Origin of the sequence: Bacillus sp. TH50 (assembly GCF_016650565.1) — a bacterium.
In the GTDB taxonomy this organism is placed as follows: Bacteria; Bacillota; Bacilli; order Bacillales; family Bacillaceae_G; genus Bacillus_A; species Bacillus_A mycoides.
Genome location: NZ_JAEKFM010000007.1, coordinates 685,309 through 711,464, shown reverse-complemented (window position 1 = coordinate 711,464; position 26,156 = coordinate 685,309). Strand labels below are relative to the sequence as shown.

The window sequence follows — 26,156 nt, the reverse complement described above, 5'->3', positions numbered from 1 at the left end:
GCTTCTAACATGTGGTTCATTTCGGCAATCGCGCCTGTTGTAATAGTTGGTGGAATTGTAGTATTTGTAATTAAAAGATTGGAACATAAATATAAGAATGGAAAATTAGGTAAGAAAAAATCTCAAAAAGCTCAACTGTTATTAGATAGTTTAATACCTATGGGAATGCTTGTTGGCTGTATGATTGGTTTGATTTTCGGTATGTTTTTTCCGGATTCCTCACTACTTTCCATTAGTTTAGGATCTGGAATAGGCTATTTATTTGGTTATTTCGCCTATGAAATTTATAGCAAGACAGGTAATGAGTTTTCATAATCCAAAAGAAATAAGTGAGGACAGTACATAGTAGCCATATACAATATGTACTGTCCTTTATTTTTGCATCAACACTATCACCTTTCCTTTCATATCCTATACACCTTTTGTATTGATTTCCCTCTCCTTATCTCAAATAACAATTTTATTATTTATCATAAAGTTAACACTCTCGTTAAACATATATAAAGATTGTTGTATTTCTTACTTTTCTCCTTGAAAACAATATATACTACATTTGAAATAAGCGGGTACGTCTGCTTCTTATCTAAATTCCCGTGCAATACCCCCTCACGAAATGCTAGGAGAAATCCTAGCATTTTTTACAATAACGTTTGACGAAAAAGTTTTGGCACTTTAAACATATGTAAATTATAGTTTCTTTTCAACTTTATCACTTAAACCGTTATATCATTTGAGTGAGCTAGTACATCCGCCCTCATCTTATTTTTTCCACTTATAAAAATCCGTCCACTCTTCTTCATTTTAACTTTAATCACGAAACAAAAAAATCCCCTCAAAGCATAAGCTTCAAGGGGTGAGCCTGTATTTTTACTTACTTATATACGTACAGCTGTACCACTTACAGCAACCATTAACATTCCATCACGAACAACTTCATAATCTACGTCAATACCAACGATAGCGTTCGCACCTTTTTGTTTTGCAAGTTCTTTCATTTCATCCATTGCGATATCACGAGCTTCTTTTAGCTTGCTTTCGTAAGAACCAGCACGACCACCGACAACATCACGAACGGAAGCGAATAAGTCGCGGACAATATTTGCACCCATAATAGCTTCACCATTTACAATATCGATATACTCAATAATTTCTTTACCTTGAATTCCAGACGTTGTTGTTACAATCATGACTGACACTCTCCTAATAAGTTGTAGTTTGAATAAGCTTTCTTATGTCTTTATTATGACATGGAAAAAGTATCTAATCTATTGAATTACCTTACAAGAGTGTGACAATTTTGTAAGAATGAAACGCCTATTATTTTTAATAAAGCGCCTTTACATTCGGATACATAAACGATTCTCTATTTTCTTTCCAATCCTTTTCTACTTCTTTAAAAGTTGGTCGCCCTACTTCTTCCTTGTTTTTCTGTTTACTAAACCACTTCTTCACATACTTCTCTCCATTTTTATTTTGAACCGTACAAAGGAAACTATTACTACTATCCTTTACTATTTTTACAATCACGAAAAGACACCTCTTCCCTTTTCAATAAAGTGAAACTTTAATCAGCCCTCACCAATCGGGCTTTTACGGGCAGCCCGACCCCCACTTAACTTCTTTGCTTTCGCTGAATTTTGAGGTGGGATCTTACTGCCCACAAATAGCGGGATAACAGAATAGAACTTGATCTTTTACTATAAGCCCTTCCTCTCTTATAGTCATACGACTCCTCGGCCGCGCCAAAGTTGTAAGATCAAAAAACGATATTCACTATGTTTACATTTTGCATAATTGATATGTGAAGTAAATATTATTTAAAGAAATCAGAGTTATAGGCATTATGCTTATCAAATATTTTATAGATTTCTAACTTATCATCTAATTTTGCATCTACTAAAATTAATATATTTCCATCGTAAATGTATTCTTCATATTTCTTAGCATGTTCTTCGGGAATTCCTAATCCGATAAATGCTCCTATTAAACTTCCAGCTCCTCCGCCAATACCGGCTCCTCCAATAGCTGCTGCGATAGGTCCCGCTGCTACGATTGGACCGATTCCAGAAACGGCAAGTATACCAAGACCTGTTAATAAACCACCAAGTCCGCCTGCTACTCCTCCTGCCACAAGCCCTGTCGCTGAAAAGATATCCGCTTTATGTGCCGTTTCACTATTTACTTTTTCACCCGATTTTTCTTCCAGATGTTCAATTTCCTTTTGATCCTTCGCAATAGCTGAAATGTTACCCGCCGAGTATCCTTTATCTTTTAATTCATTAATAACGAATGCCGCATCATCAATTGTTCTAAAAATACCTACTATTTTTCTATCTACATCCATAACTATTAACCTCCTAAAGTTTTATATAATGTATCTTTATCTTTCTTCATTTCTGTATACACTAACCTTCTTATTAACATAACCATTTACGAAAAAAGCGAATAGTAACAGCATTACAAGCGAACTACTTAACAAGTAAATTAAATCAAATGTAATATCAATCATCATTTCATTCATGTATACCCGACTCCTTTTTATTTAAAGTAAAAGTATATTTTTATAGACTAGAAATCTTACAATTTATCTTCAGTCAATCTCTTTGTAGTATATGTATACCCTTCGTAACCCTTTCTAAACCTAAAAAACTATAATTATATTTTTTCTTATTTATATGTTTAACATTTTTTAAAACGGGTATGTTTATATTGTTATGCTTACTATACAGAAAGGAATATTTCGATGAATGCAATCCAATCTACTACTATTCTTTATAATGAAACACCTACAATAAAGCAGATTCATCATTTTTATGCTTTAATGACAACATTTCAAACTAATTTATTTATAAGTAAACACGGAACACTTACTTCTATTAAAAGCTTAAGCACATTAATATCCTTTTTCCTTACTGTAAAAAAGAGAGAGCTTGTATTATTTATCTTTGAAGGAATAGATGCAAAAAAAGCTTTAAGCACACTCTTTCCTTCTTAAAAGTTTTATTATCCCCCAATTCCCTCGATTGTTACTTTTCATATATGTTTTTATATTTCAAAATGATTTCCTCTATTCAAAACGAGACCCCCTAATACAATAGGGGGATTTCTAGTTTGGCCTTATGAAAACTGATATAATATATATTACGTTTTTCATTCTTTACAATAGAAAACTTTTAATAATCTTGAAGGTAGGAATTTTTAATGAAATCGAAAGCAAAATTTAGTATTCGCTACAAAATTATGGCTGGTTATTTAATTATGATTTTGTTCTTACTTATTTCTTTCATTATGCTAAACAATGAGATTTCCAATTTACAAAAATCTCGTAATTTTATTATTGATCACGATTTTAAAGTTCTTAATTTAACGAATCAAGTGGAGAAAGAATTGCTAACAATTGAAAATAAAGCGAAAGGATTTATTACTTCTAATAATGCAAATTACGTGCAATCCCTTAACACTGCGGAAAAGGATTACGAAAAACATTATCAAGATCTTTTTGCTCTATTAGAGGATAACCCCTCTCAGCAAGAAAAATTAAAACAGATTAATGAAAACATCAATAGTTGGATTAATAAAGAGATTCACCCATTAATTACAAATCACAATAGTAATAACATACAAGCAATCGACACGGCTCAAATTCAGTCATTACAATCGCAGATAACTAACTTCCGTGGTGTAGAGGAGCAACTAACGAAAAAAAGAGCTGCACAATTAGATACTGAAAATAATAAATTAGAGATTTGGTTATACAGTTTATTGTTCTTACTTTCTTGTATTTCTATTATCATTTCACTCTATATTTCGAATTCCATTACAAAAACGATTAAAAACGTAATTCAAGCTATTAAATCCATTTCTTCTAAAGAAAAAATTACTGAAAGAATTCATGTAAACACGCGGGATGAAATAAAAGATCTTGCTCATACAACGAACCACCTACTAGACGAAATATCTAAAAGAGAGTGGTTACAAACCGAGCTTGCAGAATTAATTTTAATGTATCAAGGTGTACCTTCTATTGAGATGTTAGGTAAAAAAATTCTTAGTGGAGTTATACAAAAAACGCAAACCTCTTGCGGTGCATTCTATGTACGTGAAGAAATTGAAGAAACTGTATACTATGTGAAGAAAGCTTCTTTCGCCGATCAAGGTGCTGATATTGGAAAACAATCCATTAAAATGGGTGAAGGTTTAATTGGGCAATGTGCTTTAGAAAAACAAAGCTTTATCCTTCGAGAAATACCAGAAGAATTTCGTTATGTCACTAGTGGCTTATTAGAAATACGCCCTCAAAACCTACTAGTCATCCCTATCTTATTTGAAGATGAAGTGATTGCAGTAATGGAGTTAGTAAGTGTAACTGAGATTTCAGACTTACATCAAGATTTAATTCAACAAACTGTTGATAACCTAGGTCTAACCATCCATAGTATTATGGGACGTATGCGAATTCAAACGCTTTTACATGAATCACAAGCAATGACGGAGGAGTTACAAGTTCAATCAGAAGAATTGCAAACGCAAGCTGAAGAACTACAAATGCAAGCCGAAGAATTACGAACAACGAATGAACAACTAGAGTCTAGAACTGAAGAGGCTGAACAAAAGACAACTGATTTAGAAATTACTAAATCAGAATTAGAAGAAAAAGCAAGCGAAATATTACGTAGTTCAAAATACAAATCAGAATTCCTAGCAAATATGTCACATGAATTACGCACACCGTTAAATAGTATTTTACTATTATCTGAAATGTTAAGAGAAAATCATGATAATCATTTATCCGATGATGAAATTGAATTAGCAACCGTCATTCATTCATCAGGAAAAGATTTACTTACTTTAATTAATGACATACTAGATTTATCTAAAGTAGAAGCCGGAAAACTAGACGTCATTTTTGAAGCAACGAACATAAGTGACATGGCAGCAAATATGCATCAAAACTTTTTACATATAGCTGCACAAAAAAATGTCGAATTTACTATTGAAGACAGTGATATTATTCCTGATTTATTTTATACAGATGCAAAGCGGATTGAGCAAATTATTAAAAATTTATTATCCAATGCATTTAAATTCACGGAAAAAGGATCCGTCTCTTTACATTTCGATCCGATAGAAACAACCAATTTGAGTAATGAAATGCAGTCTATAAGTAATGATTGGATTACAATTTCAGTAAAAGATACTGGTATTGGTATCGCTACAGAACAGCATCAACTCATTTTCGAAGCCTTTCAACAGGCAGATGGTGCAACGATTCGGAAATATGGTGGTACAGGCTTAGGGTTATCTATTTGTAAAGAGTTTGCTAGATTATTAGGCGGTTGGATTACGTTAGAGAGTAATTTAGGAGAAGGCAGTACTTTCACAGTATATATTCCTAACCTTCCAAATGGGTTAAATGATATACAGTTATCCAATTTAGAAGTCGCAGCAACGATAGAAGATGTTATTCCTGCTGAAGTTATTGAGGAAACTATCGTGACGCCAGAAACAAATAACGTCTTCCAAGAGAAAACTATTTTAATTGTCGATGATGATCATCGAAATATATTTGCATTACAAAACGCATTAGAAAAACAACATGCCAACATTATTACTGCACAAAACGGCATAGAGTGTTTAGAAATACTAAAAAGCAATACAAATATTGACCTTATCTTAATGGATATTATGATGCCGAATATGGACGGTTATGAAACGATGGAACATATCCGAATGAATTTAGGGTTACATGAAATACCTATTATCGCATTAACTGCTAAAGCAATGCCAAATGATAAAGAAAAATGTTTATCTGCTGGCGCTTCAGATTATATAAGTAAACCATTAAATTTACATCAACTCTATTCAGTAATGAGTGTATGGTTAATAAAATAAGTGAGGTTTAGTTTAAGTGGAAAATAAGTATTATAATTTTGATCCATCCGTAGATATGGATAAGCGTACGAACTTAGAAATTGAATTACTATTGGAAGCGGTATTTAAACTGTCAGGATTTGATTTTCGCCAATATGCTCGCACATCTATTTATAGAAGAATTTGTAATAGAATGCAGCTCTCTAATATCCCTACCATTTCAAAATTAATTGAAAAAGTAATTCATGAGGAAGGGTTTCTAGAACAGTTATTAAATGATTTCTCCATTAATGTAACTGAAATGTTCCGTAACCCTACTTTTTTTAAAGCGTTAAGAGAGCATGTTATTCCTGAATTAAAAAAGTATCCTGAAATTAGAATTTGGCATGCTGGATGCGCAACTGGTGAAGAAGTGTTATCAATGTCCATCTTACTTCACGAAGAAGGATTAAGTGAAAAAGCTGTTATTTACGCAACAGATATGAATACAAATGTATTAGAAAAAGCAAAACAAGGCATCCTTCCGTTAAATAAAATGCAAACTTATACGAAAAACTATTTACAAGCTGGAGGTACACAAGCATTTTCTAACTATTATTCAACAGATAATCGTTTTGCTTATTTTAATCCATCCCTTTTACAAAACATTATTTTTGCACAGCATAATTTAGTAACCGATCAATCTTTTAACGAATTTCATATTATACTTTGCCGTAACGTTTTAATTTACTTTACGAGTAAACTTCAAAACCAAGTACAGCAACTATTTTATGAAAGTTTAGGCCACAATGGATTCCTATGTTTAGGAAATAAAGAAACTCTTCGTTTTTCAGATATAATGCCGCATTATATCCAATTTAATCCTAACGAACAAATCTATCAAAAAATACAATAAAAAGCGTATGAAATCCTATGTTTGGATTTCATACGCTTTTTATTTCGCATTCGTTTGTATCATAATTAGACACATATCATCTGATTGTGTTTTCTTCTGTTCTTCCTTATAAAATCCTTCTATCTCTTCTTCTAAATCTCCCCATTTTCTTTCTGTAAAAGTACGCAACTTCTCTTCAGACTCAAATTCATCATTTGCAATTGATTCAAGAACACCATCTGTAAATAATACAATTTGAGCGTTCTTCTCAAAAGGTATGACTGTCTTCTCGACTTTTATTTCATCAAAAAATCCTACCGCACAACTCCCGCGATTTAGTTCCACTACATTCTCTTCATCAACTAAAACGTATCCAGAAGGATGTCCTGCATTTACATATTCAATTGTTCTCTTTTCTGTATCAACTACTAAGTATATTGCTGTAAAATAATATGGAATATTGTCATTCTCATTATGTAAAAGAGTCATATATTTATTTAAGTCTTTAATGACGAGTTCTGGATCGATTAAACATTTAATCGTTTCACGTAATACAGACGAAATAAACATACAAACTAATGAAGCAGATACACCATGTCCCATCACATCTAATAATATAATACCGTAGCGGTTTTCATCGATTTTATACCAATAATACATATCTCCAGCTAGTTTGAATGAAGGTAAGTAACTTGCTTCAATTTTTATATGATCTTCTCTTAATGGGCTACTTAATAAGTTTCTTTGTACTTGTGTAGCTAAATCTAATTCATTACGAAGATTTTCCTCTTGTTCTTTATGCCAATTTAATTCCGATTTCAAGCGTAATGCCACACGCATACGGGCTAACAATTCAACTTTATTTATAGGTTTCGTAATATAATCCATTGCACCTATATCAAGCGCTTCAGCTAATTTATTCGCATCTTCTAAAGCTGTTACAAAAATAATAGGAATATCTTTAAACTTCTCCTCGTTTTGTAATCGCCTACAAACTTCAAGTCCATCAATCTCAGGCATCATGATATCTAATAGTATTAAATCAATTTCATTATGCCTGGAAGAATCTTTTCCAAAATGGGTGTATTCGAAAAGCTCTTGTGCAGAATTAAGCGATACAAGATCCTGATATCCGGCTTGTTTTAAAATTTTTTCAATTACAAAGATGTTAACCGGATTATCATCGACAATTAAAATGGACACAAGTTATTTCCCCTTTTCTTATTTAAAATGTAAATCTATTATCATTCTCTATTTTTCTAGTATTGCATACTCAGTTATAAAATAAAAATTTCCTACTCATACGTATTTATACAGCAAAAGAACAAACCCCCTAGAAATGAGGGTTTGTTCTTTCACTCTATAAAGTGAAACTTTAATCAGTGGGGGTTTTCTTCATCCCCCACTGATTATTAGTTGAACCACTCGGACTTTTATGGGCAGCCCGACCCCCACCTAAATTCTTTGCTTTCGCTGCCTTTTGAGGTGGGGGTCTTACTGCCCATTAAAGTGGGGTAAATTTCCACTTTTAATTTAACACCATTGCTTTGTCATTTAAAAGGCGATCTAATTCTTCCATATGATTTGTTTCATCTGCGATCATATCTTCTAACTTTACAACTAACTCTGTCATATTTAATTTCGCGGCCTGTTCTTTTCTCGTTTCATAACGCTTAATTGTTTCATATTCTGATTGTCTAGCGTATTCTAACATTTCTCTAACATCTTCTACTTGTTTCACTGGTAAAGGGATCGTAGTAGGTGTACCACCTAGCGTCTTAATTTTCTCCGCTAAATATAGGGCATGTCCTTGTTCATCACTAATTTCAAATTCAAAGAAAGGTTTTAACACTTGTCTATATATACCAGAAACCGTAGCTGCATTATGGTTATACATAATAATTGCCGAGTATTCTCCTGCTAAATCTTCATTCAATCCTTCGATTAGTTCTTTCACATCGTGTGACATTTTAATATCTCCTCCTATACTTAATAACTACCCCTTTTTTCATGTTTTAAACATAATTATTTAAAATTTTTATGTATCTAAAAACGCGGCTTGCTTCAATTTACTTATCGCTTGTCTTTTAATACGAGAAACGTGCATTTGTGAAATACCTAACCGTTCTCCTGTATCCTTTTGATTTAAATTTTCTCCAAATATATAATGAATAACACTCTTTTCCGTATCATTTAATACGTTAAAAATATCATCTAAAACGAGACGTCTTTCTGTCTGTTCATATCCTTGCTCTACTTCACCTACAGATTCAATTCTCGCTACCGAACTTCCATCAGATGAATTTTCAACTACATCATCTAAGGAAGATACTTGATAATTATTTTTAGCATCCATAATTTCTAGAACTTCCTCTTCGGATAGTCCTAAATGATTCGCAATCTCTATAATCTTCGGTGAACGTTGTAGGTGATCTGTTAGCTCCTCTATCGCAAGTTTAATTTTCCCGCCTAAATCTTTAATTCGCCTTGGAACATGAACGCCCCAAGTTTTATCACGTAAATATTTCTTTATTTCCCCTACTATCGTAGGTATTGCAAACGGCTCAAAAGCATCCCCTATCGAATAATCATATCTTCTTATTGCGCCTAAGAGCCCTAACATCCCTACTTGTACAATATCTTCATGCATCGGCCCACCTTTTGAATAACGATATGCAATGGAATATACGAGATTTTTATAGTGATTAACCAACCTTTCCTGCGCTTCATCACATTGGTTTTGTTGGAATTCTGCAATTAGTTTAATAACGTCTTCTTTAGTAAGATTTGTAGGTTGAGACTGGATTTCCATCATTCTCCACCTGCTCTCTTTGTATATATTTTGTCATTAAAACTGTCATGCCCTCATCATGCATAATTTGTATATCATCCATTAACGTATTTATTAAATATAAACCTAAACCATTTTCCGGCAAATGTTCTACTGGTTTATTAATATCATACGGACCAACTTTACTTTTTAAGGTGCTAAAATCAAAGCTAACCCCATTATCCGCAACCATAATTTCTAATCGATTTTCATATAGACCAAAGACAATTGTAATTTCTCCAACGTCTTCTTTATATGCATGTTGTACAATGTTTGTACATGCTTCACTAATAGCAATCTTCATATCTTCTATATCGTCATAAGCAAAGCCCATTCGATTCGCAACACCAGCCATTGTTAAACGAATAATAGCCACATATTCTGCTTTTGCAGGAATTTTCATTTCTATCTTTTCAAATTTCTCCATCATCCCTAGTCACCTTCTTTCTACTTTTTCAAAATCTGAATTCAAATTTAATATTTCTGTTAGTCCTGTAATATCGAATAATCTTTTTAACCTTTTAGATACACCAATAAACTCTAGTTTCCCATCATTTTTCTTAATTGCTTTTAATAGCGCTATAAAAACGCCTAAACCTGTACTATCCATATAATCTACCTTATTAAAATCTACTACTATATAAACCTCTTTCTCACTTGCAATAGGCATTACCTTATTTTTCAAATCTGATGCCGTATACGCATCAATCTCACCATTAAGTTGTACTGTATAACCTAAATCATTTTGCAAAATATTTATTGCCAAATTCATCATTTCCGCCCCCTTATCTCAAACTACTACTATTTAATTACCCATAAAAATTAGTTTTAAACATATTTTTTCATTTTAATTATAAAGTGAAACTTTAATCAGTGGGGGTTTTCTTCATCCCCCACTGATTATTAGCCCTCACCAATCGGACTTTTATGGGCAGTTGATTCCCCACCTAAATTCTTTGCTTTCGCTGAATTTTGAGGTGGGGGGCTTACTGCCCATTAAAGCGGGATAAATAAATTTTCTACACCTTTCTCAGCTTAACACTAAAAAAAATACTACCAAATGTTTAAACCTTATAAATTTGTGTATGTATAATGTATAAACATTATTTTTAGGGGGATCTATCTATGGAAGAGCACAGCTTTAAAAAGGGAGATTTTGTTCAATTTTCTTATCGACACGATCATGCTACAAAATTAATTGGTTCCATTATTAACATACTAACGAATACAATTGTAGTTGATATAGGTAATAGCGAGGACTTATCTCATATAGAACCGAGGCAGGTCGTAAGAATAAATAATTGTAAAAAAGTAACGATAGCTTAATATGTAATCTCAATCAGTGGGGCCATCCTCACTGATTCCTATGTAAAATACATTAAAAAAGCATCCAAATTATTTTAATTGGATGCTTTTTTATGTATATTTATTAGTTTATTAACTTTATAGCTATATATAATAAACTTAAGATTACTATTCATTATCATACTTACGCTTTCCGTAGCATTCTAGAAAAGAATGTAACGATTAAAATAAAGACGATTGCACCTAATAAAGCTGGAAGAATAAAGATGCCTCCCCATTCAGGACCCCAGTGACCAAATAACGCACTACCTACCCAAGATCCGATTAATCCGGCAATAACATTACCAACTATACCTAAAGGAAAGTCTTTTCCCGTAATCATTCCAGCTAACATACCAATAAGTCCACCTACAATACACGTAATAATAAGTCCCACAATTAGACCTCCTATATATTTTTATAATGGATTTATCAAGCTTTGGCGTTTAACCAAAGCTTGATAAACATGTATTATTCTTTGTTATCCAATCCATCACTTATCTTTTGTTTCACTTTTCCGACTTTTTCTTTTACAGTTCCCTTCGTCTTCTCCCACTTCCCTTCATTTTTCAACTCTCTATCTTCTGTAACTTCACCAATTCCTTCTTTTACTTGCCCCTTTTTCTTTTCAACTTTACCAGTAATTTGTTCTTTTAGCCCGCTCTCACTCATATTTCCAATCTCCTTTTCGTAATAGATTTGTAGATTTAAAGAGTATGAATTTAAATAGAATACGTGCATCTTCTCTCTTGTAACCATTCACCGACTCTTTCTAAATCCTTAACGAATAACAAGATTTTCCCTTCATCCAGTTTTTCTTCATAAAAGTTAGCTTCTTCCTCATTAAGTCCTAATTCTTGCATCTTATTTCTTAACTGATCTCCTGTTTTTTGAAAAACATTAATAATACTTGTCCCAAGTCCCTCTTCTTTTATTCCAATTGTATTCACGTCTGCATTGTCTGCGATTCTATCTGTCCTTTCTTTCTCATGTGTTAATACGTAAATATCTTTTTGGTCGATTCCTTTCTTCACTAGATCATTCGCTGCATTCATGACCTCTTTCTCCGTAATAAATTCATATACAAAAGGTTTACTATACTTCGTTTCCATCTTTAACTTCCTCCTCTAAAATGAATTATTTGTTATATTATATGTAATACACCCATTTTCGAAATGTTAAACATAAAATATGAAAAAAATTATGTGAATTTTGATTTTGATAGAGAATGAACCGCATATTTTTCATATATACGCTTCATATTATTCATACGAACATCATTAAAACTAGTAAACATGTCTCCCTATGATTTACAAAATTATCTCCTTACAATAACTACCTGAAATAACAGAAAATTGTTATAATTAAACGTAAGGAGGGATACTATGAAAAAAATCATATCTATATGCGCTCTAACCGCTCTATCTTTCACTTTAATAGGTTGTACAAGCACTTCTACTACAAATAATACTCCAACAACTAAGCAAGAAAATACGAAAAATACCATTCAATTAAACTCTGCAGACATTACCAACATTGAGATGCTTAGAACAACAAGTAATACTAGTTCCAAATCTCAAACAGATAACGAGGAAATGATACAATCAATCGCTTCAGCAGTCCAAAAAGGAACACCGAAAACAATCACACTAGATCAAAAAAAGAGGGCATCTGCGCATTCTACTATAACCGTTACATATAAAGATGACTCAAAAGAAGAGTTTCTTGTGTGGGTTGATAATAAGGAACAAATTACGATTGCTAAAGATGAGAAGAAAGATAAAGTAGAAGCTGTAACGGTGAATATTAAAGGCGCTAAGATAATGAAGGATTTTTTTAAAAATGATAAAACATAAAAGGATCCCCATCAACTTAAGGATTCAAAATCAGCACAAAATTTTGTTCAGAAACACTATAAAATTTCAGCCTAATAGGTCAGTGGCGAGACCGTATATTATTAAACTTAAAATGTTTCAAATCGAAGGAAGACACCTTATAAGGTGTCTTTTCTTCATGAAAAAATCCCCGTGCTAAACAAAAAATAAAATAAGCTGCCCATATGGACAGCGCATTTACATAATTATCATTATTGGAAGTGAAAAGCCTCAATTCAAATCCAGTTATCATTGTTCTAATGTTGATTTGGTTACATTAGAACTCAATATGTTATATGGTCGTTTGTCTTTTAGCGAACTAAAATCATAATTTGATTTGGTCCTGTGCGCTTCATTACTCGATACCCTTCACTTGACGCAGTTGCGATACCTTCACTATTAGGTTTACAATATTTCTTTGGCTGACATGTTCCATCATCTCGAACCAGAAGTTTTCCAACAAGACCAACAGGTACCCATTCAGGTCTTTGCAAACGTGGGATATACTCTTGTGAGGAGTCCCATTCAGGATTTAATATAGGTTCGAGTTTTGTAAAGGAGGGGTGAATCACTTTTCCATCGTCATCTTTTTTTTCTGGTACAATAACTTCATGATATTGAGTTCTTCCCCATTCATCTTTTACGAAGAGATTATGCCAACGTAAATCACTTGAATCTGCAATCATTGCTGGAGTTGCACTCACTACCCCTAGAATATAATCATCATTTGCATTCGCTTTTCGTATTTTGTCACCATCTCCATCTAAAGTTACAAAGTATCCAACATCAATCGAGTTTCCATCAACGGTTTCAAACATTTCTGCATAATCCGCAGCAGCAGGAGATAATACAACACCGTCAAGGTAAAGATTTCCTGTTGCTCCTTCAATTACAGCGGAATTTAATGATGGTCCAATACCAACACCATTTGCTAAATGCCAAGAAAAAGGGAATCGTGTAGTTCCATCGTGTCCCATAATATGAGAACCTGGATGAATTATATTTACAATGGTATTTAGACCTTCAGCGTGGGAAAAAAGTCCATTTGCTGTTGTGCTAAATCCTTCGGCATGGGAGGTAGTTGCACTTGCTATTGTGCCACTTCCTTCGGCATGGGAGGCACTTCCGCTTGCTGTTGTGCCAACTCCTTCGGCATGGGAGAAATCTCCACTTGCTGTTGTGCCACTTCCTTCGGCATGGGAGGCAAATCCATTTGCAACAGTACTATTTCCTTCTGCCACAGAACATCCGTTATCGGGGTCAGTTCTAATACAGCTTGTTGCTGTTGGTCCTGTTGGCCCCGTTTCTCCTGTTGGTCCTGTTAATCCTGTTGGTCCCGTTTCTCCTGTTGATCCTATTGGTCCTGTTAATCCTGTTGGCCCCGTTTCTCCTATTGATCCTGTTAATCCTGTTGGCCCCGTTTCTCCTGTTGATCCTGTTGGTCCTATTGGCCCCGTTTCTCCTGTTGGTCCCGTTGCTCCTATTGGTCCTGTTAATCCTGTTGGCCCCGTTTCTCCTGTTGGTCCCGTTTCTCCTGTTGGTCCTGTTGATCCTGTTGGTCCTGTTGGCCCTGTTGGCCCTGTTGGCCCCGTTTCTCCTGTTGGCCCTGTTGGCCCTGTTGGTCCTGTTGGTCCTGTTGGCCCTGTTGGCCCTGTTGGCCCTGTTGGCCCCGTTTCTCCTGTTGGCCCTGTTGGCCCTGTTGGTCCTGTTGGTCCTGTTGGTCCTGTTGGCCCTGTTGGCCCTGTTGGCCCTGTTGGCCCCGTTTCTCCTGTTGGTCCTGTTGGAAATGTAAAAGAAGGAATTGGTGGTAATGTAGGACCAATTAAATTTGGATTTAATGCAGCACCACTCAAAAAATCATCCGGTATTAGATCTTTCCATTTTTTTCATTTAACATATTTCACCCCTAAAAAACTTTTATCATAATTAGTAAATGTATTAGGGGAAAAATGACATCAATAAAAATACGTTAAATCATTTTTATGAAGAATGATATATATAAACAATTTTTCTTTAATAAACTAATTTCATATTTTATATCGCTTTTTATACAATATAAAAAATATTTCTATTTTGGGATTTGTATACTTTATTCATATGAAGTTAACATAACGTCCCATTATCGGTAGCAAAGAAAAAGGAGATTCCCTACTCTCACAAGGAAACTCCTTTTTCTTTTTCTATTACTTTATTGATTATATATATTCCTATCCTGGCATGGTTATAAGTTTTTCATTTGTTACTGGATTAGCCGCAAAGCTGTATAAAACCTTGCATGCTCTTAGCGTGGGGGTTTTCCAAAATGCTGGCGGTACCCCATCGCCAGCAAGTTAAGGGTGCTAAGAGGATATATGAATTATCATAACAACTAAATTAAATATGGTGGATTTTTACATTTTTATATAAGAAATTTTTATTTCTGTCATTTCTCAAAATCCTGAATCTTATTATACTATGGCAAAACATCGCTATAGAGAGAATAGTTAAAAACTCTTGATTTGTAGATACCTAAATCATTGCTACACAGCTCTCATCTATAAAACAAAAAAGTGAGATGGAATTTTTTTTGGTGCACTTCAAAATATTAGATTGATGGGCATGGGATAGCAACAACAAAACGCAAATTCCGTACATTAAGCTCATTTTAGGGTACAGCCGAGATACGTGTAAAAATAGGTCATACACTTACATTTGTTACCATTTCATATAAAAAGCCCAATACCAGCGTTGTTGTAACCAGGGGGAAGTAGCAGATAATGGGGTTTGTGTAGCAATGGAACCAAATCACGCAATAAGCATTAGCGGACATTGTTTATACATAAAAATCACCTTACCAGTATTTTGCTAAAACTATATTCTAAGACGTTTTTCAAACCAAAAACCCTTGATTTTCTACTCAACGTAAATAAAACCCTTGATTTTCTACTCAACGTAAATAAATCAAGGGTTTTATTTATATTCTTTTGATTTCGCTATTTTCGTATAGATTATTGTTATCTGATCAGACTATAAAGAGACTGATATAGTCAGTTGTATAAAATTTAGTTGTTTCACAGTTTCTTTGTATTATGAAACAAACTCACATTTCAAGGTGTTTCGATTTACTATAATATATTTACCTGTTGATTTATTCATTACTTGGGACACTTCCTTGGTATGTGTTACCTCAAACCAATCATTTTGTATATCCACCAGTAATTTTACTTCCACATCACTTTCCCCATATTTTAAACCACTATAAGATAATTTTATCATCGTAAGCATCCCTTTCCTAATGAATAATATTCGTCTGATGAGACATAAGACATATTCTTCTATTTTTGCATTAAATCCAAATAAATTTTTCAGAAGTAACTAATTATTATGTCGTTTGTTAACTTCAATTGTAATGAACTTCGGCAAATAGCTGGGAGTACATCCTTTTGCTACTATTTCATCTTTGTAAAGACCCGTTTTCTCCCCAAGTTCAATACAACGTGCACGATTCTTGTCATCATAAACGCCTATCCAGCCTGCGGTGAAATTCATAGCCCATTGAACTTCCGGTTCTTCTTGCGTAATATTAGCTTCTAATGCAGATAGCAAGTATGCGGTGTTATCAGGCGGTGTTTGTCCAGTCCATCTCAATCGCGCTTGATAATACCAGAAAGCTCGCCTTTGAAGAGCAGAAGGACTATTTTCCCATGACTCCATCAATGCAATTTTCTTCTTGTCTTTGGTGAGCTGATTAGCCATTAACCAATCCATTAAGTTATTTCGCTCATCAAAAGTGTGAGTTTGCATATCCTTATCAAGCTTATTTAGCACATCTTGTGAAAGAAGTTTTTTGTCCATAATTAAGATTGCTAATAGTCTGGGCAAAAACTCTTCGGTTGACCAAAGTTCCATAGCTAGTTCGTGATTTTTTTTAATATCCTTCGCAATTTTTCGTAAGTCGCCTAGCTTAGTTTTACTATTGATCTGAGGTAGAATGTTTTCTGCTTTTGAAAATCGTTCTATTTCTGTACCTTTATTTTCATTCATTTTATACAACTCCTTTATTAAAGCACTGTTCCATAATATGTCCTTGACGGGATATATCAAGAATTTAATTTCGTTATAAGTCTTATTGCAGTGGTGTGCCTCCAAAGTTAATATTCGTATTAAAGTAGACATATAAAACGCTTTGGGGATTATGTGATTGATTTACAAAAAATCTCTCATCCAATAGAAGAAACGATACCCGTATAACCTCAATAGGTCGTGGATGGAAAAAAAGTAAGTATATGCCCTATTTTTACACGTATCTCGGCTGTAACCTTTATTGAAGTGTACCATAAAAGAAGAGCTGTATACCCCTATCTACCTGTGTGACCTACATAAAGCAACATTATCAGTAATCAATGATGCATAAAATTTTCGTTCTGGGGGTAATTAAAAATCTTAGCTTGATGGGCATGGGGTGCCGCCAACAAAACGCGATTTCGTACGCTAAGAAAAAAGCCTTGCTACATAAGTAATGTAGCAAAGCTTTTTTAAGTTGTTTAATTCTCGCTCCACTATCGGCTTTGTTAACTAACACTTTAATTATTTTAACAGCCTTTTGTTTAATTCCCACAAAGCCGTTTTGTTACTATCCCATTTTAAAAGCGTTACGGCTTCCTCAAAGCACAGCCATTTATAATTGAAGTGTTCTTTAGATAATTTAATATTTTTTGTAGGAACTTTAACTCCAAAAGAAAATTCTTTTATTACATAAACATCTTCGCCCCAAAGAAATTCACCAACTACATCCTCTACTGGTAGTGAAGACACAGAATCTAGTTTTATATATGGACTTTCTCTTGTAATACCAGCCTCTTCAAACGCTTCTCGTTTTGCTGATTCAATAGGAGTCTCACCATCTTCTCCACCACCAGCTATTCCTTGCCAATAACCATAATCACTTCGATTAAAAATGGCATATTGAATGGAATCGTCAGTTTTTATATAAGGAAATATCAATACTTGATACGGTGCTCTCATTGCTTAACATCCTTCCGAAAAAATACGAAAAATTTATTCACTAACTTGCTATTTTAGTAAATAAAGTATTTGTATTTAAACTTTATAAAACTCAAATGTATTTTTTTCTAAACGTATTGTTTCATTGGAATTTTTGATAATAATATCAAAACGTTGACTATACTGATGCATAAACACTTCATACTGAATCCGACGTTCTTCATGAGACTTCCTTAAGTAATTAATATCGGCTCCTCTTTCAATAATATCACGGCTAGACCTTCTCATTAATTCTGTTTCTCCATCTGTATAGAAGTAAATTTTCAAATCAAATAAATTTGGATTAATAAATGCGACACTCATTCCTTCTACAATCGTCACCTTATTTTTCGAAGAAATTAACTCACTTTTTATATAATGTGTATCCATTGTATAAAAATCTAAACCAGCTCTTACCATTTGAACATCTCTTTCTAACGCAGACAAATGATGGGCTGATGGATGACAAGCTGTCATTTTATCATAATGATTTTCATTCTGATATGTATAATGGATACTTGTATACTTTCGTACATTTGAACTAACAATGTATGGATCTGTATTAATATAACTCACTTTATTTTGATTTAATTGGTTTATGAGCTTATTGGCGAACGTTGTTTTTCCGGCAGCACCGTGTCCTGAAATGCCAATAACAATCTGTTCATCGGTCATACTGATCCAATTTATAATTTCTTGTAATAACTTTTTCATTATTCTCCCCCTGTTACTAATACATTCTCTTATTTATATTATTTTAATATAGAGTTATCCTACTGTAAAATCATACATGAAGCGAAAAAAATGGTATGATTATCCATAATATCATCTCTATTTTTAAAAAACTATATTAATTTTCAAAGGATTTTATTGTTATTTGGGGTAGTACCACATCGCTATCAAGCTAAGAAATTCATTGTACCCCAAAACGAAAAAAGATGAAAAGATAATAAAAAGCTTATCATTAAGTGCGAAAAGATAAGCTTCTTTGTCTATACTTATTAAATTTTATTGGATTTCTTCCATGCTAATACTGTAATAAGATATTGAACACCAAATAGGAAAGCGAAAAGTATAATGAATCTTGCTATTACTGATAACCATCCAACGAAATCTTCAGGTAAGTTATATTTGTATGTGGTAGCACCTATTGCGACAAAACAAAAAATAAAGGTATTACTCATTTTTTCTTTTAATTTTTCATTTAATTGTTCTTTATTATTAATATCTGTTTCATAAACACCAGTCAGAATAGATTTAATAAAAAAGAATATCATATAAAAAATTATAATGGCTAATGAAGCAGCCCATTCTAGAAATGGACGGTGTAGATATGCTCCTCTTATTATAAAATCAGCAAAAGCTATAAGTAAGACAACAATTCCAGATTGAGCCCAAATTTTCATTTCGATTTGTTGAATTCTTTCATCTGAATGTGTACTGAGTGAAAACCATTTTTTTAGTTTTTCCAATTTAAAGTTCCTCCCAAAATAATTTATCTAAGCTTTTAGCTAATGTTTTAGCTATGTGAATGCAAAGTTTTAAAGAAGGGTTATATTTGTTACTTTCAATAAGACTAATGGTTTGTCGTGTAACATTTACAATATTGGCTAACTCTTGTTGGGTCAGGCCTTTTTCTACTCTTGCAATTTTTATTTTACTTACAGACATTAAATACACCTCATGGGTAAAAATAAACCTTATAACATAAATCTTATATTCTATATATTATGTTGTTTCTAAAATAAATTCAACATATATTTTACATTAAGACATATATAGATTACTAATATCTTTTTTCATTTCTGTTATTTTTTGCATCTAAAACCATCCTACAAATATGAAAATACGATATCCTGTCTGTAGAATCATAGGAAAGAATATCGTATTTTTTCATTTAATGATTAACAAATAACATTAAAATTATTAATTCACTAGATTATTAAAAAAACTGGTTATCTATATAATGTTTTGGTAAAATACAGATATAATTTAAGAAGGTAAAGTTAATATAGATCAACTAAATAACGCAAAGAAAATGTTTTATTGCATAAAAAAAGCTCCATTGCTGGAGCGTTCAAAAATACAATAAGTAAATGAATTAAAACAAATAACAGACAATTTAATTATATAGATTAAACATAAATAAATCTATATATATGTAATATTACATATAAAAACTCTATTTATTGATGCTATAATAAGCTTACTCGATGATTGTTATATATTTTTATGTTTTTTAAGCAATACAATACCTTCTTAACACCAAGTGTACAAGTAAAAGAATAACACAATAAAATTAAGAAGCGGCAAGTCGGAGGAAGGCACCTTAGGGTGTCTTTTTTGTCTTTATGGATTTCTTTAGAAAATATTTGAAATATAATACAATCAATTATATTATTATGTGTGTATGACTTCTGATTTTTAATAATTCCGAAAATTAATAGGGGGAAACAATAATGAAATTAGGAAAATTAGCATTAATTGGGGCGTTAACATTTAGCGGGTTTACTGCAATAGAAATGAGTAAGCCTACCTCACAAGTTGCTGCAGCTTACTCAGATCCATTTAATGATGATTGGGGATTTAAAACCATTGTGGATCTGGAAAGTTCCGTGGAAAGTACATATCAACCTGATTGGATGATTGGGGATTTAATAACTGGTGATACATTTTACTTAACACAGCACTTTGGTAGAGAACATTTTGGTGCGCAAATGAAAATTTTTAAAGTTCACACAAATGGTACCCTAGAACGATTCCAAACAATAGAACCAGAATTTCTTCCTGGAACAGAAATTTGGCAAACCCCTATCACAGATAGCTATACAAGTGGTACTTATGTAGCTGCAATTAAATATCGTGGTGAATTCACGTATTCAAATCAATTTACAATCAATTAAGGATGTAATTAATTAGAAACATGCACTCAAAAGAGGGCTTTTATTATTTCTCAATAACCAAAACTACTTAACGTGGTAAAATAATAATTGGATTGGCATCCGATACCATATTACGATGGTTCAATCGCAGGAAGGCACCTTAGGGTGTCTTTTTTTATTTCATTTCGACAAAATACGACAATATTGTTGTAACCGTTTCTGTTATGATAGTTTCGGAAATCTTACATATTGACCAAAAACTATAAAAAAAAGGCGGATCGAATATGGAAACACTAGCAGTACTGATTTTTCTAGCTTCAATTGTTCTGTTTGTATTATTTATTATTGCTATTTTCAAAAAAAACCCTAAGGCCAAGCTAATTATTAGTTCTATTGTATGCCTTGTGTTAGCAATGATCTTAATACCATCAGAAGATAAAGAAGAAAAACCTAAGGCTAAAGAAACAACTCAACAAGCTTCTACAGCGCCGAAAGAAGAGCCTAAAAAAGAAGAAGTGAAAAAAGAACAGCCTAAAAAGAAAGAAGAACCTAAGAAAGAGGAACCAAAAAAAGAACTTTCTAAAGAAGGGGAGTCTTCTAAAGTTAAAATCGCTGTAGGTTCTGTTGAATCAATAGATTCTGTTGGTGGCGAATATTTAAAAGAAAAAGCTCAAGGTGTGTTTAAGGTAGTTGAAATTTCTATTACAAACAATCAAAAGGATGCTATTACTGTTGATGCGAATAGTTTCAAATTAATGGACAATCAAGACCGCGAATTTACATATTCTACACAAGCTCAGACAGCTTATGATATTGGAAATGGTGGTAAATCTGATTTCTTCTTAAAACAACTTAACCCTGGTTTATCTCAAACAGGTAAAATCATATTTGACGTTCCTGCTGACGCACAAGGTTTAGTATTAAAAGCTCGTGGCGGTATGACGGGTAAAGAAATTAAATTAAAAGTAGAATAAATTTTAAAGGAGAAATTAGAATGAAAAGAACAACTGAATTTGTATTAGGACTTATTGGTGGTATTTTTGGTATTATTAGTGCTTTTATCGCTTTAATGATCGGCGGTATGGGAGCAGCGTTTGAAGCGGAAGGCGCAGACAGCATCATCGGTTTAGGATGGGGAGCTGTCGGTCTATCAATCTTAGGAATTGTTGGCTGCGTAGTAGTTAAAAAGAATGCTAAAGTTGGCGGTATCATGATGACAGTTGCTGCTATTGGCGGATTCATCTGTATCTCTATCGTTTACTTATTACCAGGAGTTTTATTATTGATTGGTGGATTAATGGGTATCTTACGTAAAGATAAAGCTACTGTTTCTGCATAAAATGAGCACTCGAAAGAGTGCTTTTATTTTTTCTCAATGAACAATATAACTTAACATGGTAAAATAATATTTGGATGGGAGTCCAATACATATTATTAAAATTAAAGTGGTTCAAGTCGGAGGAAGGCACCTTAGGGTGTCTTTTTTTATGAATAAGAGATACGTGGGAAAAATAAGTCATAGGAAAGAAATACAGTCTGAAACTTCTAAACTATCTTTTTATTTACTTTCGACATAATATGACAATATAAAGATATTTAATTTGTTATTATTAACGTGGCAATCTTACATTTTACATAATTGGAGGAACAAACGTGGGAAAAATATTTAAGTTTGGATGCCTAGGCATTATAGCTTTATTTGTAATCGGAATAATTGCTATGGTTGCTGGTGGTGGAGATTCAACTGAAAAAACTTCAACAGACACTAAAGCGGTATCAAAAGAAGGTGTATCTTCTGATGTAAAAATCGCTGTAGGATCTATGGAAACAGTAGATTCTGTGGGTAATGAATACTCAAAAGAACAAGCACAAGGTGTCTTTAAGATTTTAGAAGTTACACTTACTAATAATCAAAAAGACGCTATCACTGTTGATACTAACAGCTTTAAATTGGTAGATAACAAAGGTCGTGAATTCACATCTTCAGTACAAGGTCAAACATCTTTTGACTTAGCTAACGGTGGAAAAACTGACTTCTTCTTAAAACAATTAAATCCTGGTCTAACACAGACAGGTAAAATTGTATTTGATATACCAAAAGATGCTGAAGGACTTTTCTTAAAAGCTAGTGGCGGTATGACAGGTAAAGAAATTAAATTAAAAGTAGAATAGTAAAAAGGTACTCGAAAGAGTGCCTTTTTTTCTCAATAACCGACATTACTTAATGCGGTAAAATATTATTTGGATGGGAATCCAATACATATTGTTAAAATTAAGATGGTTCAAGTCGGAGGAAGGCACCTTAGGGTGTCTTTTCTTTTGTACATTAAAAAACCTCACCATCCAACAGAAATGGCGAGATCCTTGTATATTATTTAATATCTTGTTTTCTGTAATACTTTTCTTCTTAGTTAAAAATTTATTTGCGTCATCAACAAATAACCAAAAATTATCACAGAAATTACAAGTCCCATAGCAGCACCTAATAATATTTGCCCATCAGTATCAGTCCAAAATTCTTTTAAATCTGCTTTTGCCTTTTTCCTATTTTCGCCTGTTGAAAATAGATAACGAATAGAATATATAACTAGTAAAAGAAATGACGTGATTATATCTATCATGACTTATGTACCTCCCTAATATATGTGCGCTATTAATTAACCAATAATTGCCTTATACATTATATCAACTAGGGCACATGGAAGTATAACAAATTATTTATATAACTTATTTTACTAATCGACATATTAAAAAAAGACACCAAATAATTCCTTAACGTACGAAATTCGCGTTATGTTGGAGGGACTCCATCGCTATCAAGCTAATAAAAAGAAATGCCCCCTAAAATGAGAAAATACGCTATTCTTTCTGTAGAATCATAGGAAAGGATGGCGTATTTTATGTCTGTTTCTGTGTCTAACGAATTACAACTATTTGCTCAAGAGATTCAAAGTGCCCTATCTCCAAATGCCTTACGAGATCTTGCTAGAGATGTTGGCTTTGTACAACGAACCAGTAAGTACCAAGCAAAAGATTTAGTCGCTTTATGTGTATGGGTGAGCCAAAATGTAGCTATGACTTCTTTAACTCAGTTATCTAGCTGTTTAGAAGCATCAACAGAAGTACTCATCAGCCCTGAGGGCTTGAATCAACGATTTAATAAAGCGGCTGTTCAATTTTTACAACACCTATTAGCTGAACTACTAAACCAAAAACTGACCTAATCTATGCCAATTTCTTATCCATATACTTCTGTTTTCAAGCGTATTCGTATTTTAGATTCAACTGCATTTCAACTTCCGGATATATTTTCATCAATTTATCCTGGTGCGGGAGGATGTAGCCATACAGCGGGAGTAAAGATACAGCTTGAGTATGATTTATTAAGTGGACAATTCCTTCATATTCATACAGGTCCAGGTAAACAACATGATCGAACCTATGGTTCCCTGTGTGCCCCAACTGTAACAGCGAATGATTTATGTATCCGAGATTTAGGTTATTTTCATTTGAAAGATCTTCAACATATACAAGATAAAAAGGCTTATTATATCTCACGTATCAAATCGAATACACGTATTTATCAAAAAAATCTAAACCCTGATTATTTTCAAGATGGCAGAATTAAGAAGGGTACAGAGTATATCCAAATAGATATGGAGGTTTTAATGAACTCTCTTCAGCCAGGACAAACATATGAAATATCCGACGCTTATGTAGGAATGACTGATAAAGTACCAACTCGTGTGATTGTTCATCGACTAACAAAAGAACAACAACAAAAACGATTACACGATCAAACGGTAAGAGAAAAAAAGAAAGGAATGAAGTATTCTGCTCGTAGTAAACGACTTAGCGGTATCAATGTATATATGACAAATACCCCTATAGATATTGTCCCGATGGGACAAGTACATGATTGGTATTCTTTACGTTGGCAAATCGAGATTTTATTTAAAACATGGAAATCATTCTTTCATATTCATCATTGTAAAAAGATAAAACGAGAACGATTGGAATGCCATTTGTATGGGCAACTGATTGCCATTCTACTTTGTTCTTCTACCATGTTTCAAATGCGGCAATTACTTCTTATGAAAAAGAAACGAGAACTGAGTGAATATAAGGCCATATATATGATTAAAGATTACTTTTTTCTTCTTTTCCAGTCGATACAAAAAGACACCCAAGAGCTATCAAAGGTGTTACTTCGCCTGTTCAACCTCCTACAGCAAAACGGGAGAAAATCTCATCGATATGAGAAGAAAACAGTCTTTGATATATTAGGTGTCATTTACAATTGTACCATGCTTGATAATCAAGCGGCTTAAATCAAAAAATTGAAACCCATTAGGGTTTATTTCGTATGCAAATCTTTAAATTCCCTACACGTAGTTTTTTTAAAAAAATAAACAACTTCTACTATAATTAACGTTGTATGGGCTTAGCTTGATAGCGATGGGGTAGTACCACATGCCCATCAAGCTAAGATTTTGAAGTATCCCCAAAACGAAAATTTCATCTTTTCATAGTTGTCCATATAAATTTAGTTCATTTTTTTCATTTTGGGGAAGAATGTATTTCTTAACTTGATAGCGGTGGGATACCATCAGCATTTTTCAAAATAATCTATGCTATGAAAAAATAGAATAAACTGCCCATGTGGACAGCTTATTTACTTAATTATTGTTATAGGCAGTAAATCAATCAAATAAAAAAGGATTAGCATTTTCGCTAGTCTTTTTTTATTACAAATTAATGGTAATCACATTTCTTTCAGAAAGGGGAATTATAGGTTAATTTGCGCCCCTGTTAGATATTGGAGGGCTGTTCATGTAGTCGTGGCTTCGCCACTCCTATAAAGACGTTTCATTTATGTAAAAAACGGGAAAAACAACAAACTGGAATTTGTTGTTTTTGCTAATTCAATAAGCACGAATATCATCACATTCAGTATCTATATAGTTTAACTCTACAAATTCCACATCTTTTTGGCGTTTTAACAATTCTTTTTTATTCATATTGCTCCAATCAAATACTTCTGCATGAGAAACTAAGCACTTCGCTTTCACAGTAGTTGTAATTCTCAGAAGTTGTTCTCTATCCTGCCATGTTGATATAAGACATGGCATCTCTAGCTCAATTAAAACTTTTTCTCCTACGGCAAAAAAATTCATAACACTGGGTGCATCTGATTCAAAAATTTCACATTCTGTTGTTTTTGAAATGACTTCTGCCCAATCATCTAAATAGTCAATCCCTTTTAGCATAATGGGAAGCTGCTCTATCATTTCAACTTTTTGTGTTATAACCTCCAATAATAAGGTTTCAGCTAAAATATCAATCTTTTCTTGTTCCAATATTAAATTCTCTCCTTTTAACATAACGCATTATTATCAGCAGTCAATGTATCTCTAAACCTATAAAAAAAGTCCCTTCAGAAACAGCCTGAATGGACT

At 33.1% G+C, this 26,156-nt stretch carries 31 protein-coding genes and 1 pseudogene; 11 read left to right on the top strand and 21 right to left on the bottom strand.

The features are described from left to right. Window positions 1-9: 9 nt before the first annotated feature. Complete coding sequence (locus tag JFU23_RS20735) at window positions 10-315, top strand: hypothetical protein (protein ID WP_002140688.1); 306 nt, start codon at window positions 10-12, stop codon at window positions 313-315. 560 nt (window positions 316-875) lie between these two features. On the opposite strand, the gene JFU23_RS20730 is transcribed toward JFU23_RS20735, so the two are convergent. The 4 genes from JFU23_RS20730 to JFU23_RS20715 all read right to left on the bottom strand — a co-directional run bounded on the left by JFU23_RS20730 (window position 876) and on the right by JFU23_RS20715 (window position 2,521). Then, entirely contained in the window at window positions 876-1,187 is a 312-nt protein-coding gene (locus JFU23_RS20730; RefSeq protein ID WP_000637510.1) for a YbjQ family protein, read from the bottom strand. Window positions 1,188-1,323: 136 nt separating this feature from the next. Beyond that, complete coding sequence (locus tag JFU23_RS20725; protein ID WP_012260481.1) at window positions 1,324-1,527, bottom strand: DUF4028 family protein; 204 nt, start codon at window positions 1,525-1,527, stop codon at window positions 1,324-1,326. Window positions 1,528-1,813: 286 nt separating this feature from the next. After that, a complete protein-coding gene (locus JFU23_RS20720) occupies window positions 1,814-2,344 on the bottom strand; it encodes a general stress protein (protein ID WP_085309546.1) in 531 nt (176 codons plus the stop codon). A 36-nt stretch (window positions 2,345-2,380) separates the two neighbouring features. Continuing rightward, window positions 2,381-2,521 carry a hypothetical protein gene (locus tag JFU23_RS20715; protein WP_002011076.1) on the bottom strand — a complete coding sequence of 47 codons (141 nt, stop codon included), beginning with the start codon at window positions 2,519-2,521 and terminating at the stop codon, window positions 2,381-2,383. A gap of 222 nt (window positions 2,522-2,743) precedes the next feature. Between JFU23_RS20715 and JFU23_RS20710 the strand changes: the two genes are divergently transcribed. From JFU23_RS20710 to JFU23_RS20700, 3 genes are all read left to right on the top strand, one after another. Then, a complete protein-coding gene (locus JFU23_RS20710) occupies window positions 2,744-2,995 on the top strand; it encodes a hypothetical protein (RefSeq protein WP_002140683.1) in 252 nt (83 codons plus the stop codon). A 206-nt stretch (window positions 2,996-3,201) separates the two neighbouring features. After that, window positions 3,202-5,892, top strand: coding sequence for a response regulator (locus JFU23_RS20705; protein WP_201032602.1), 2,691 nt, complete (start codon window positions 3,202-3,204; stop codon window positions 5,890-5,892). Window positions 5,893-5,908: 16 nt separating this feature from the next. After that, window positions 5,909-6,766 carry a CheR family methyltransferase gene (locus tag JFU23_RS20700; RefSeq protein WP_002168988.1) on the top strand — a complete coding sequence of 286 codons (858 nt, stop codon included), beginning with the start codon at window positions 5,909-5,911 and terminating at the stop codon, window positions 6,764-6,766. A 39-nt stretch (window positions 6,767-6,805) separates the two neighbouring features. Here the strand turns inward: JFU23_RS20700 and JFU23_RS20695 are convergent, their stop codons facing one another. From JFU23_RS20695 to rsbV, 5 genes are all read right to left on the bottom strand, one after another. Continuing rightward, window positions 6,806-7,948 (bottom strand): fused response regulator/phosphatase, encoded by a 1,143-nt coding sequence (locus tag JFU23_RS20695; RefSeq protein ID WP_201032601.1) that lies wholly within the window; start codon window positions 7,946-7,948, stop codon window positions 6,806-6,808. 325 nt (window positions 7,949-8,273) lie between these two features. Next, window positions 8,274-8,714, bottom strand: a complete 441-nt coding sequence (locus JFU23_RS20690) for a ferritin-like domain-containing protein (RefSeq protein ID WP_201032600.1) — start codon at window positions 8,712-8,714, stop codon at window positions 8,274-8,276. A gap of 69 nt (window positions 8,715-8,783) precedes the next feature. Further along, window positions 8,784-9,560 carry an RNA polymerase sigma factor SigB gene (gene sigB, locus JFU23_RS20685; protein WP_201032599.1) on the bottom strand — a complete coding sequence of 259 codons (777 nt, stop codon included), beginning with the start codon at window positions 9,558-9,560 and terminating at the stop codon, window positions 8,784-8,786. Further along, window positions 9,523-10,005, bottom strand: a complete 483-nt coding sequence (rsbW, locus tag JFU23_RS20680; RefSeq protein ID WP_201032598.1) for an anti-sigma B factor RsbW — start codon at window positions 10,003-10,005, stop codon at window positions 9,523-9,525. Before rsbW ends, sigB begins: the two co-directional genes overlap by 38 nt. Window positions 10,006-10,011: 6 nt before the next feature. After that, window positions 10,012-10,350: an anti sigma b factor antagonist RsbV gene (gene rsbV / locus JFU23_RS20675; protein ID WP_002011067.1), complete on the bottom strand. Its 339-nt coding sequence runs from the start codon at window positions 10,348-10,350 to the stop codon at window positions 10,012-10,014. 350 nt (window positions 10,351-10,700) lie between these two features. Here rsbV and JFU23_RS20670 point away from each other — a divergent pair, with 350 nt between their 5' ends. After that, the gene (locus tag JFU23_RS20670; RefSeq protein WP_002140674.1) at window positions 10,701-10,901 is read left to right on the top strand and encodes a methyltransferase; all 201 of its coding nucleotides are present in this window, start codon (window positions 10,701-10,703) and stop codon (window positions 10,899-10,901) included. A gap of 163 nt (window positions 10,902-11,064) precedes the next feature. On the opposite strand, the gene JFU23_RS20665 is transcribed toward JFU23_RS20670, so the two are convergent. The 3 genes from JFU23_RS20665 to JFU23_RS20655 all read right to left on the bottom strand — a co-directional run bounded on the left by JFU23_RS20665 (window position 11,065) and on the right by JFU23_RS20655 (window position 12,031). Next, window positions 11,065-11,316, bottom strand: a complete 252-nt coding sequence (locus JFU23_RS20665) for a GlsB/YeaQ/YmgE family stress response membrane protein (protein ID WP_000522906.1) — start codon at window positions 11,314-11,316, stop codon at window positions 11,065-11,067. Between the two features lie 74 nt (window positions 11,317-11,390). Next, on the bottom strand, window positions 11,391-11,591 hold the full coding sequence (locus tag JFU23_RS20660; protein ID WP_000004264.1) for a CsbD family protein: 201 nt from the start codon (window positions 11,589-11,591) through the stop codon (window positions 11,391-11,393). A 50-nt stretch (window positions 11,592-11,641) separates the two neighbouring features. After that, complete coding sequence (locus JFU23_RS20655; protein WP_000448809.1) at window positions 11,642-12,031, bottom strand: YflT domain-containing protein; 390 nt, start codon at window positions 12,029-12,031, stop codon at window positions 11,642-11,644. A gap of 273 nt (window positions 12,032-12,304) precedes the next feature. Between JFU23_RS20655 and JFU23_RS20650 the strand changes: the two genes are divergently transcribed. Then, window positions 12,305-12,775: a hypothetical protein gene (locus JFU23_RS20650; RefSeq protein WP_201032597.1), complete on the top strand. Its 471-nt coding sequence runs from the start codon at window positions 12,305-12,307 to the stop codon at window positions 12,773-12,775. A 329-nt stretch (window positions 12,776-13,104) separates the two neighbouring features. Here JFU23_RS20650 and JFU23_RS20645 read toward each other — a convergent pair whose 3' ends face one another. From JFU23_RS20645 to JFU23_RS30630, 7 genes are all read right to left on the bottom strand, one after another. Beyond that, window positions 13,105-14,646 (bottom strand): peptidase G2 autoproteolytic cleavage domain-containing protein, encoded by a 1,542-nt coding sequence (locus tag JFU23_RS20645; protein WP_207193014.1) that lies wholly within the window; start codon window positions 14,644-14,646, stop codon window positions 13,105-13,107. Window positions 14,647-15,859: 1,213 nt separating this feature from the next. Continuing rightward, window positions 15,860-16,048: a hypothetical protein gene (locus JFU23_RS20640; RefSeq protein WP_193663887.1), complete on the bottom strand. Its 189-nt coding sequence runs from the start codon at window positions 16,046-16,048 to the stop codon at window positions 15,860-15,862. 99 nt (window positions 16,049-16,147) lie between these two features. Then, window positions 16,148-16,816 (bottom strand): DNA alkylation repair protein, encoded by a 669-nt coding sequence (locus tag JFU23_RS20635; protein ID WP_201032596.1) that lies wholly within the window; start codon window positions 16,814-16,816, stop codon window positions 16,148-16,150. Between the two features lie 543 nt (window positions 16,817-17,359). Then, a complete protein-coding gene (locus JFU23_RS20630) occupies window positions 17,360-17,797 on the bottom strand; it encodes an NUDIX hydrolase (RefSeq protein WP_001202613.1) in 438 nt (145 codons plus the stop codon). Window positions 17,798-17,872: 75 nt separating this feature from the next. Continuing rightward, complete coding sequence (locus tag JFU23_RS20625) at window positions 17,873-18,529, bottom strand: uridine kinase family protein (RefSeq protein ID WP_201032595.1); 657 nt, start codon at window positions 18,527-18,529, stop codon at window positions 17,873-17,875. A 287-nt stretch (window positions 18,530-18,816) separates the two neighbouring features. Next, on the bottom strand, window positions 18,817-19,287 hold the full coding sequence (locus JFU23_RS20620) for a DUF6773 family protein (RefSeq protein ID WP_002035224.1): 471 nt from the start codon (window positions 19,285-19,287) through the stop codon (window positions 18,817-18,819). A 1-nt stretch (window position 19,288) separates the two neighbouring features. Continuing rightward, on the bottom strand, window positions 19,289-19,486 hold the full coding sequence (locus JFU23_RS30630) for a helix-turn-helix transcriptional regulator (protein WP_242483530.1): 198 nt from the start codon (window positions 19,484-19,486) through the stop codon (window positions 19,289-19,291). A gap of 788 nt (window positions 19,487-20,274) precedes the next feature. On the opposite strand from JFU23_RS30630, the gene JFU23_RS20615 reads away from it, so the two are divergent. The 4 genes from JFU23_RS20615 (at window position 20,275) to JFU23_RS20600 (ending at window position 22,869) form a co-directional block, all read left to right on the top strand. Continuing rightward, complete coding sequence (locus tag JFU23_RS20615; RefSeq protein WP_201032594.1) at window positions 20,275-20,718, top strand: DUF5065 family protein; 444 nt, start codon at window positions 20,275-20,277, stop codon at window positions 20,716-20,718. 263 nt (window positions 20,719-20,981) lie between these two features. Then, window positions 20,982-21,671: a DUF4352 domain-containing protein gene (locus JFU23_RS20610; RefSeq protein ID WP_201032593.1), complete on the top strand. Its 690-nt coding sequence runs from the start codon at window positions 20,982-20,984 to the stop codon at window positions 21,669-21,671. 20 nt (window positions 21,672-21,691) lie between these two features. Next, on the top strand, window positions 21,692-22,036 hold the full coding sequence (locus JFU23_RS20605) for a DUF4064 domain-containing protein (protein WP_201032592.1): 345 nt from the start codon (window positions 21,692-21,694) through the stop codon (window positions 22,034-22,036). 314 nt (window positions 22,037-22,350) lie between these two features. Continuing rightward, window positions 22,351-22,869, top strand: coding sequence for a DUF4352 domain-containing protein (locus JFU23_RS20600; RefSeq protein WP_078178403.1), 519 nt, complete (start codon window positions 22,351-22,353; stop codon window positions 22,867-22,869). 239 nt (window positions 22,870-23,108) lie between these two features. Here JFU23_RS20600 and JFU23_RS20595 read toward each other — a convergent pair whose 3' ends face one another. Then, complete coding sequence (locus JFU23_RS20595; RefSeq protein ID WP_201032591.1) at window positions 23,109-23,318, bottom strand: hypothetical protein; 210 nt, start codon at window positions 23,316-23,318, stop codon at window positions 23,109-23,111. Window positions 23,319-23,597: 279 nt separating this feature from the next. On the opposite strand from JFU23_RS20595, the pseudogene JFU23_RS20590 reads away from it, so the two are divergent. Continuing rightward, window positions 23,598-25,028: pseudogene (locus JFU23_RS20590) on the top strand (IS4 family transposase). Window positions 25,029-25,622: 594 nt separating this feature from the next. On the opposite strand, the gene JFU23_RS20585 reads toward JFU23_RS20590, so the two are convergent. Beyond that, window positions 25,623-26,057: a hypothetical protein gene (locus JFU23_RS20585; protein WP_098169168.1), complete on the bottom strand. Its 435-nt coding sequence runs from the start codon at window positions 26,055-26,057 to the stop codon at window positions 25,623-25,625. Between the last annotated feature and the right edge of the window lie 99 nt (window positions 26,058-26,156).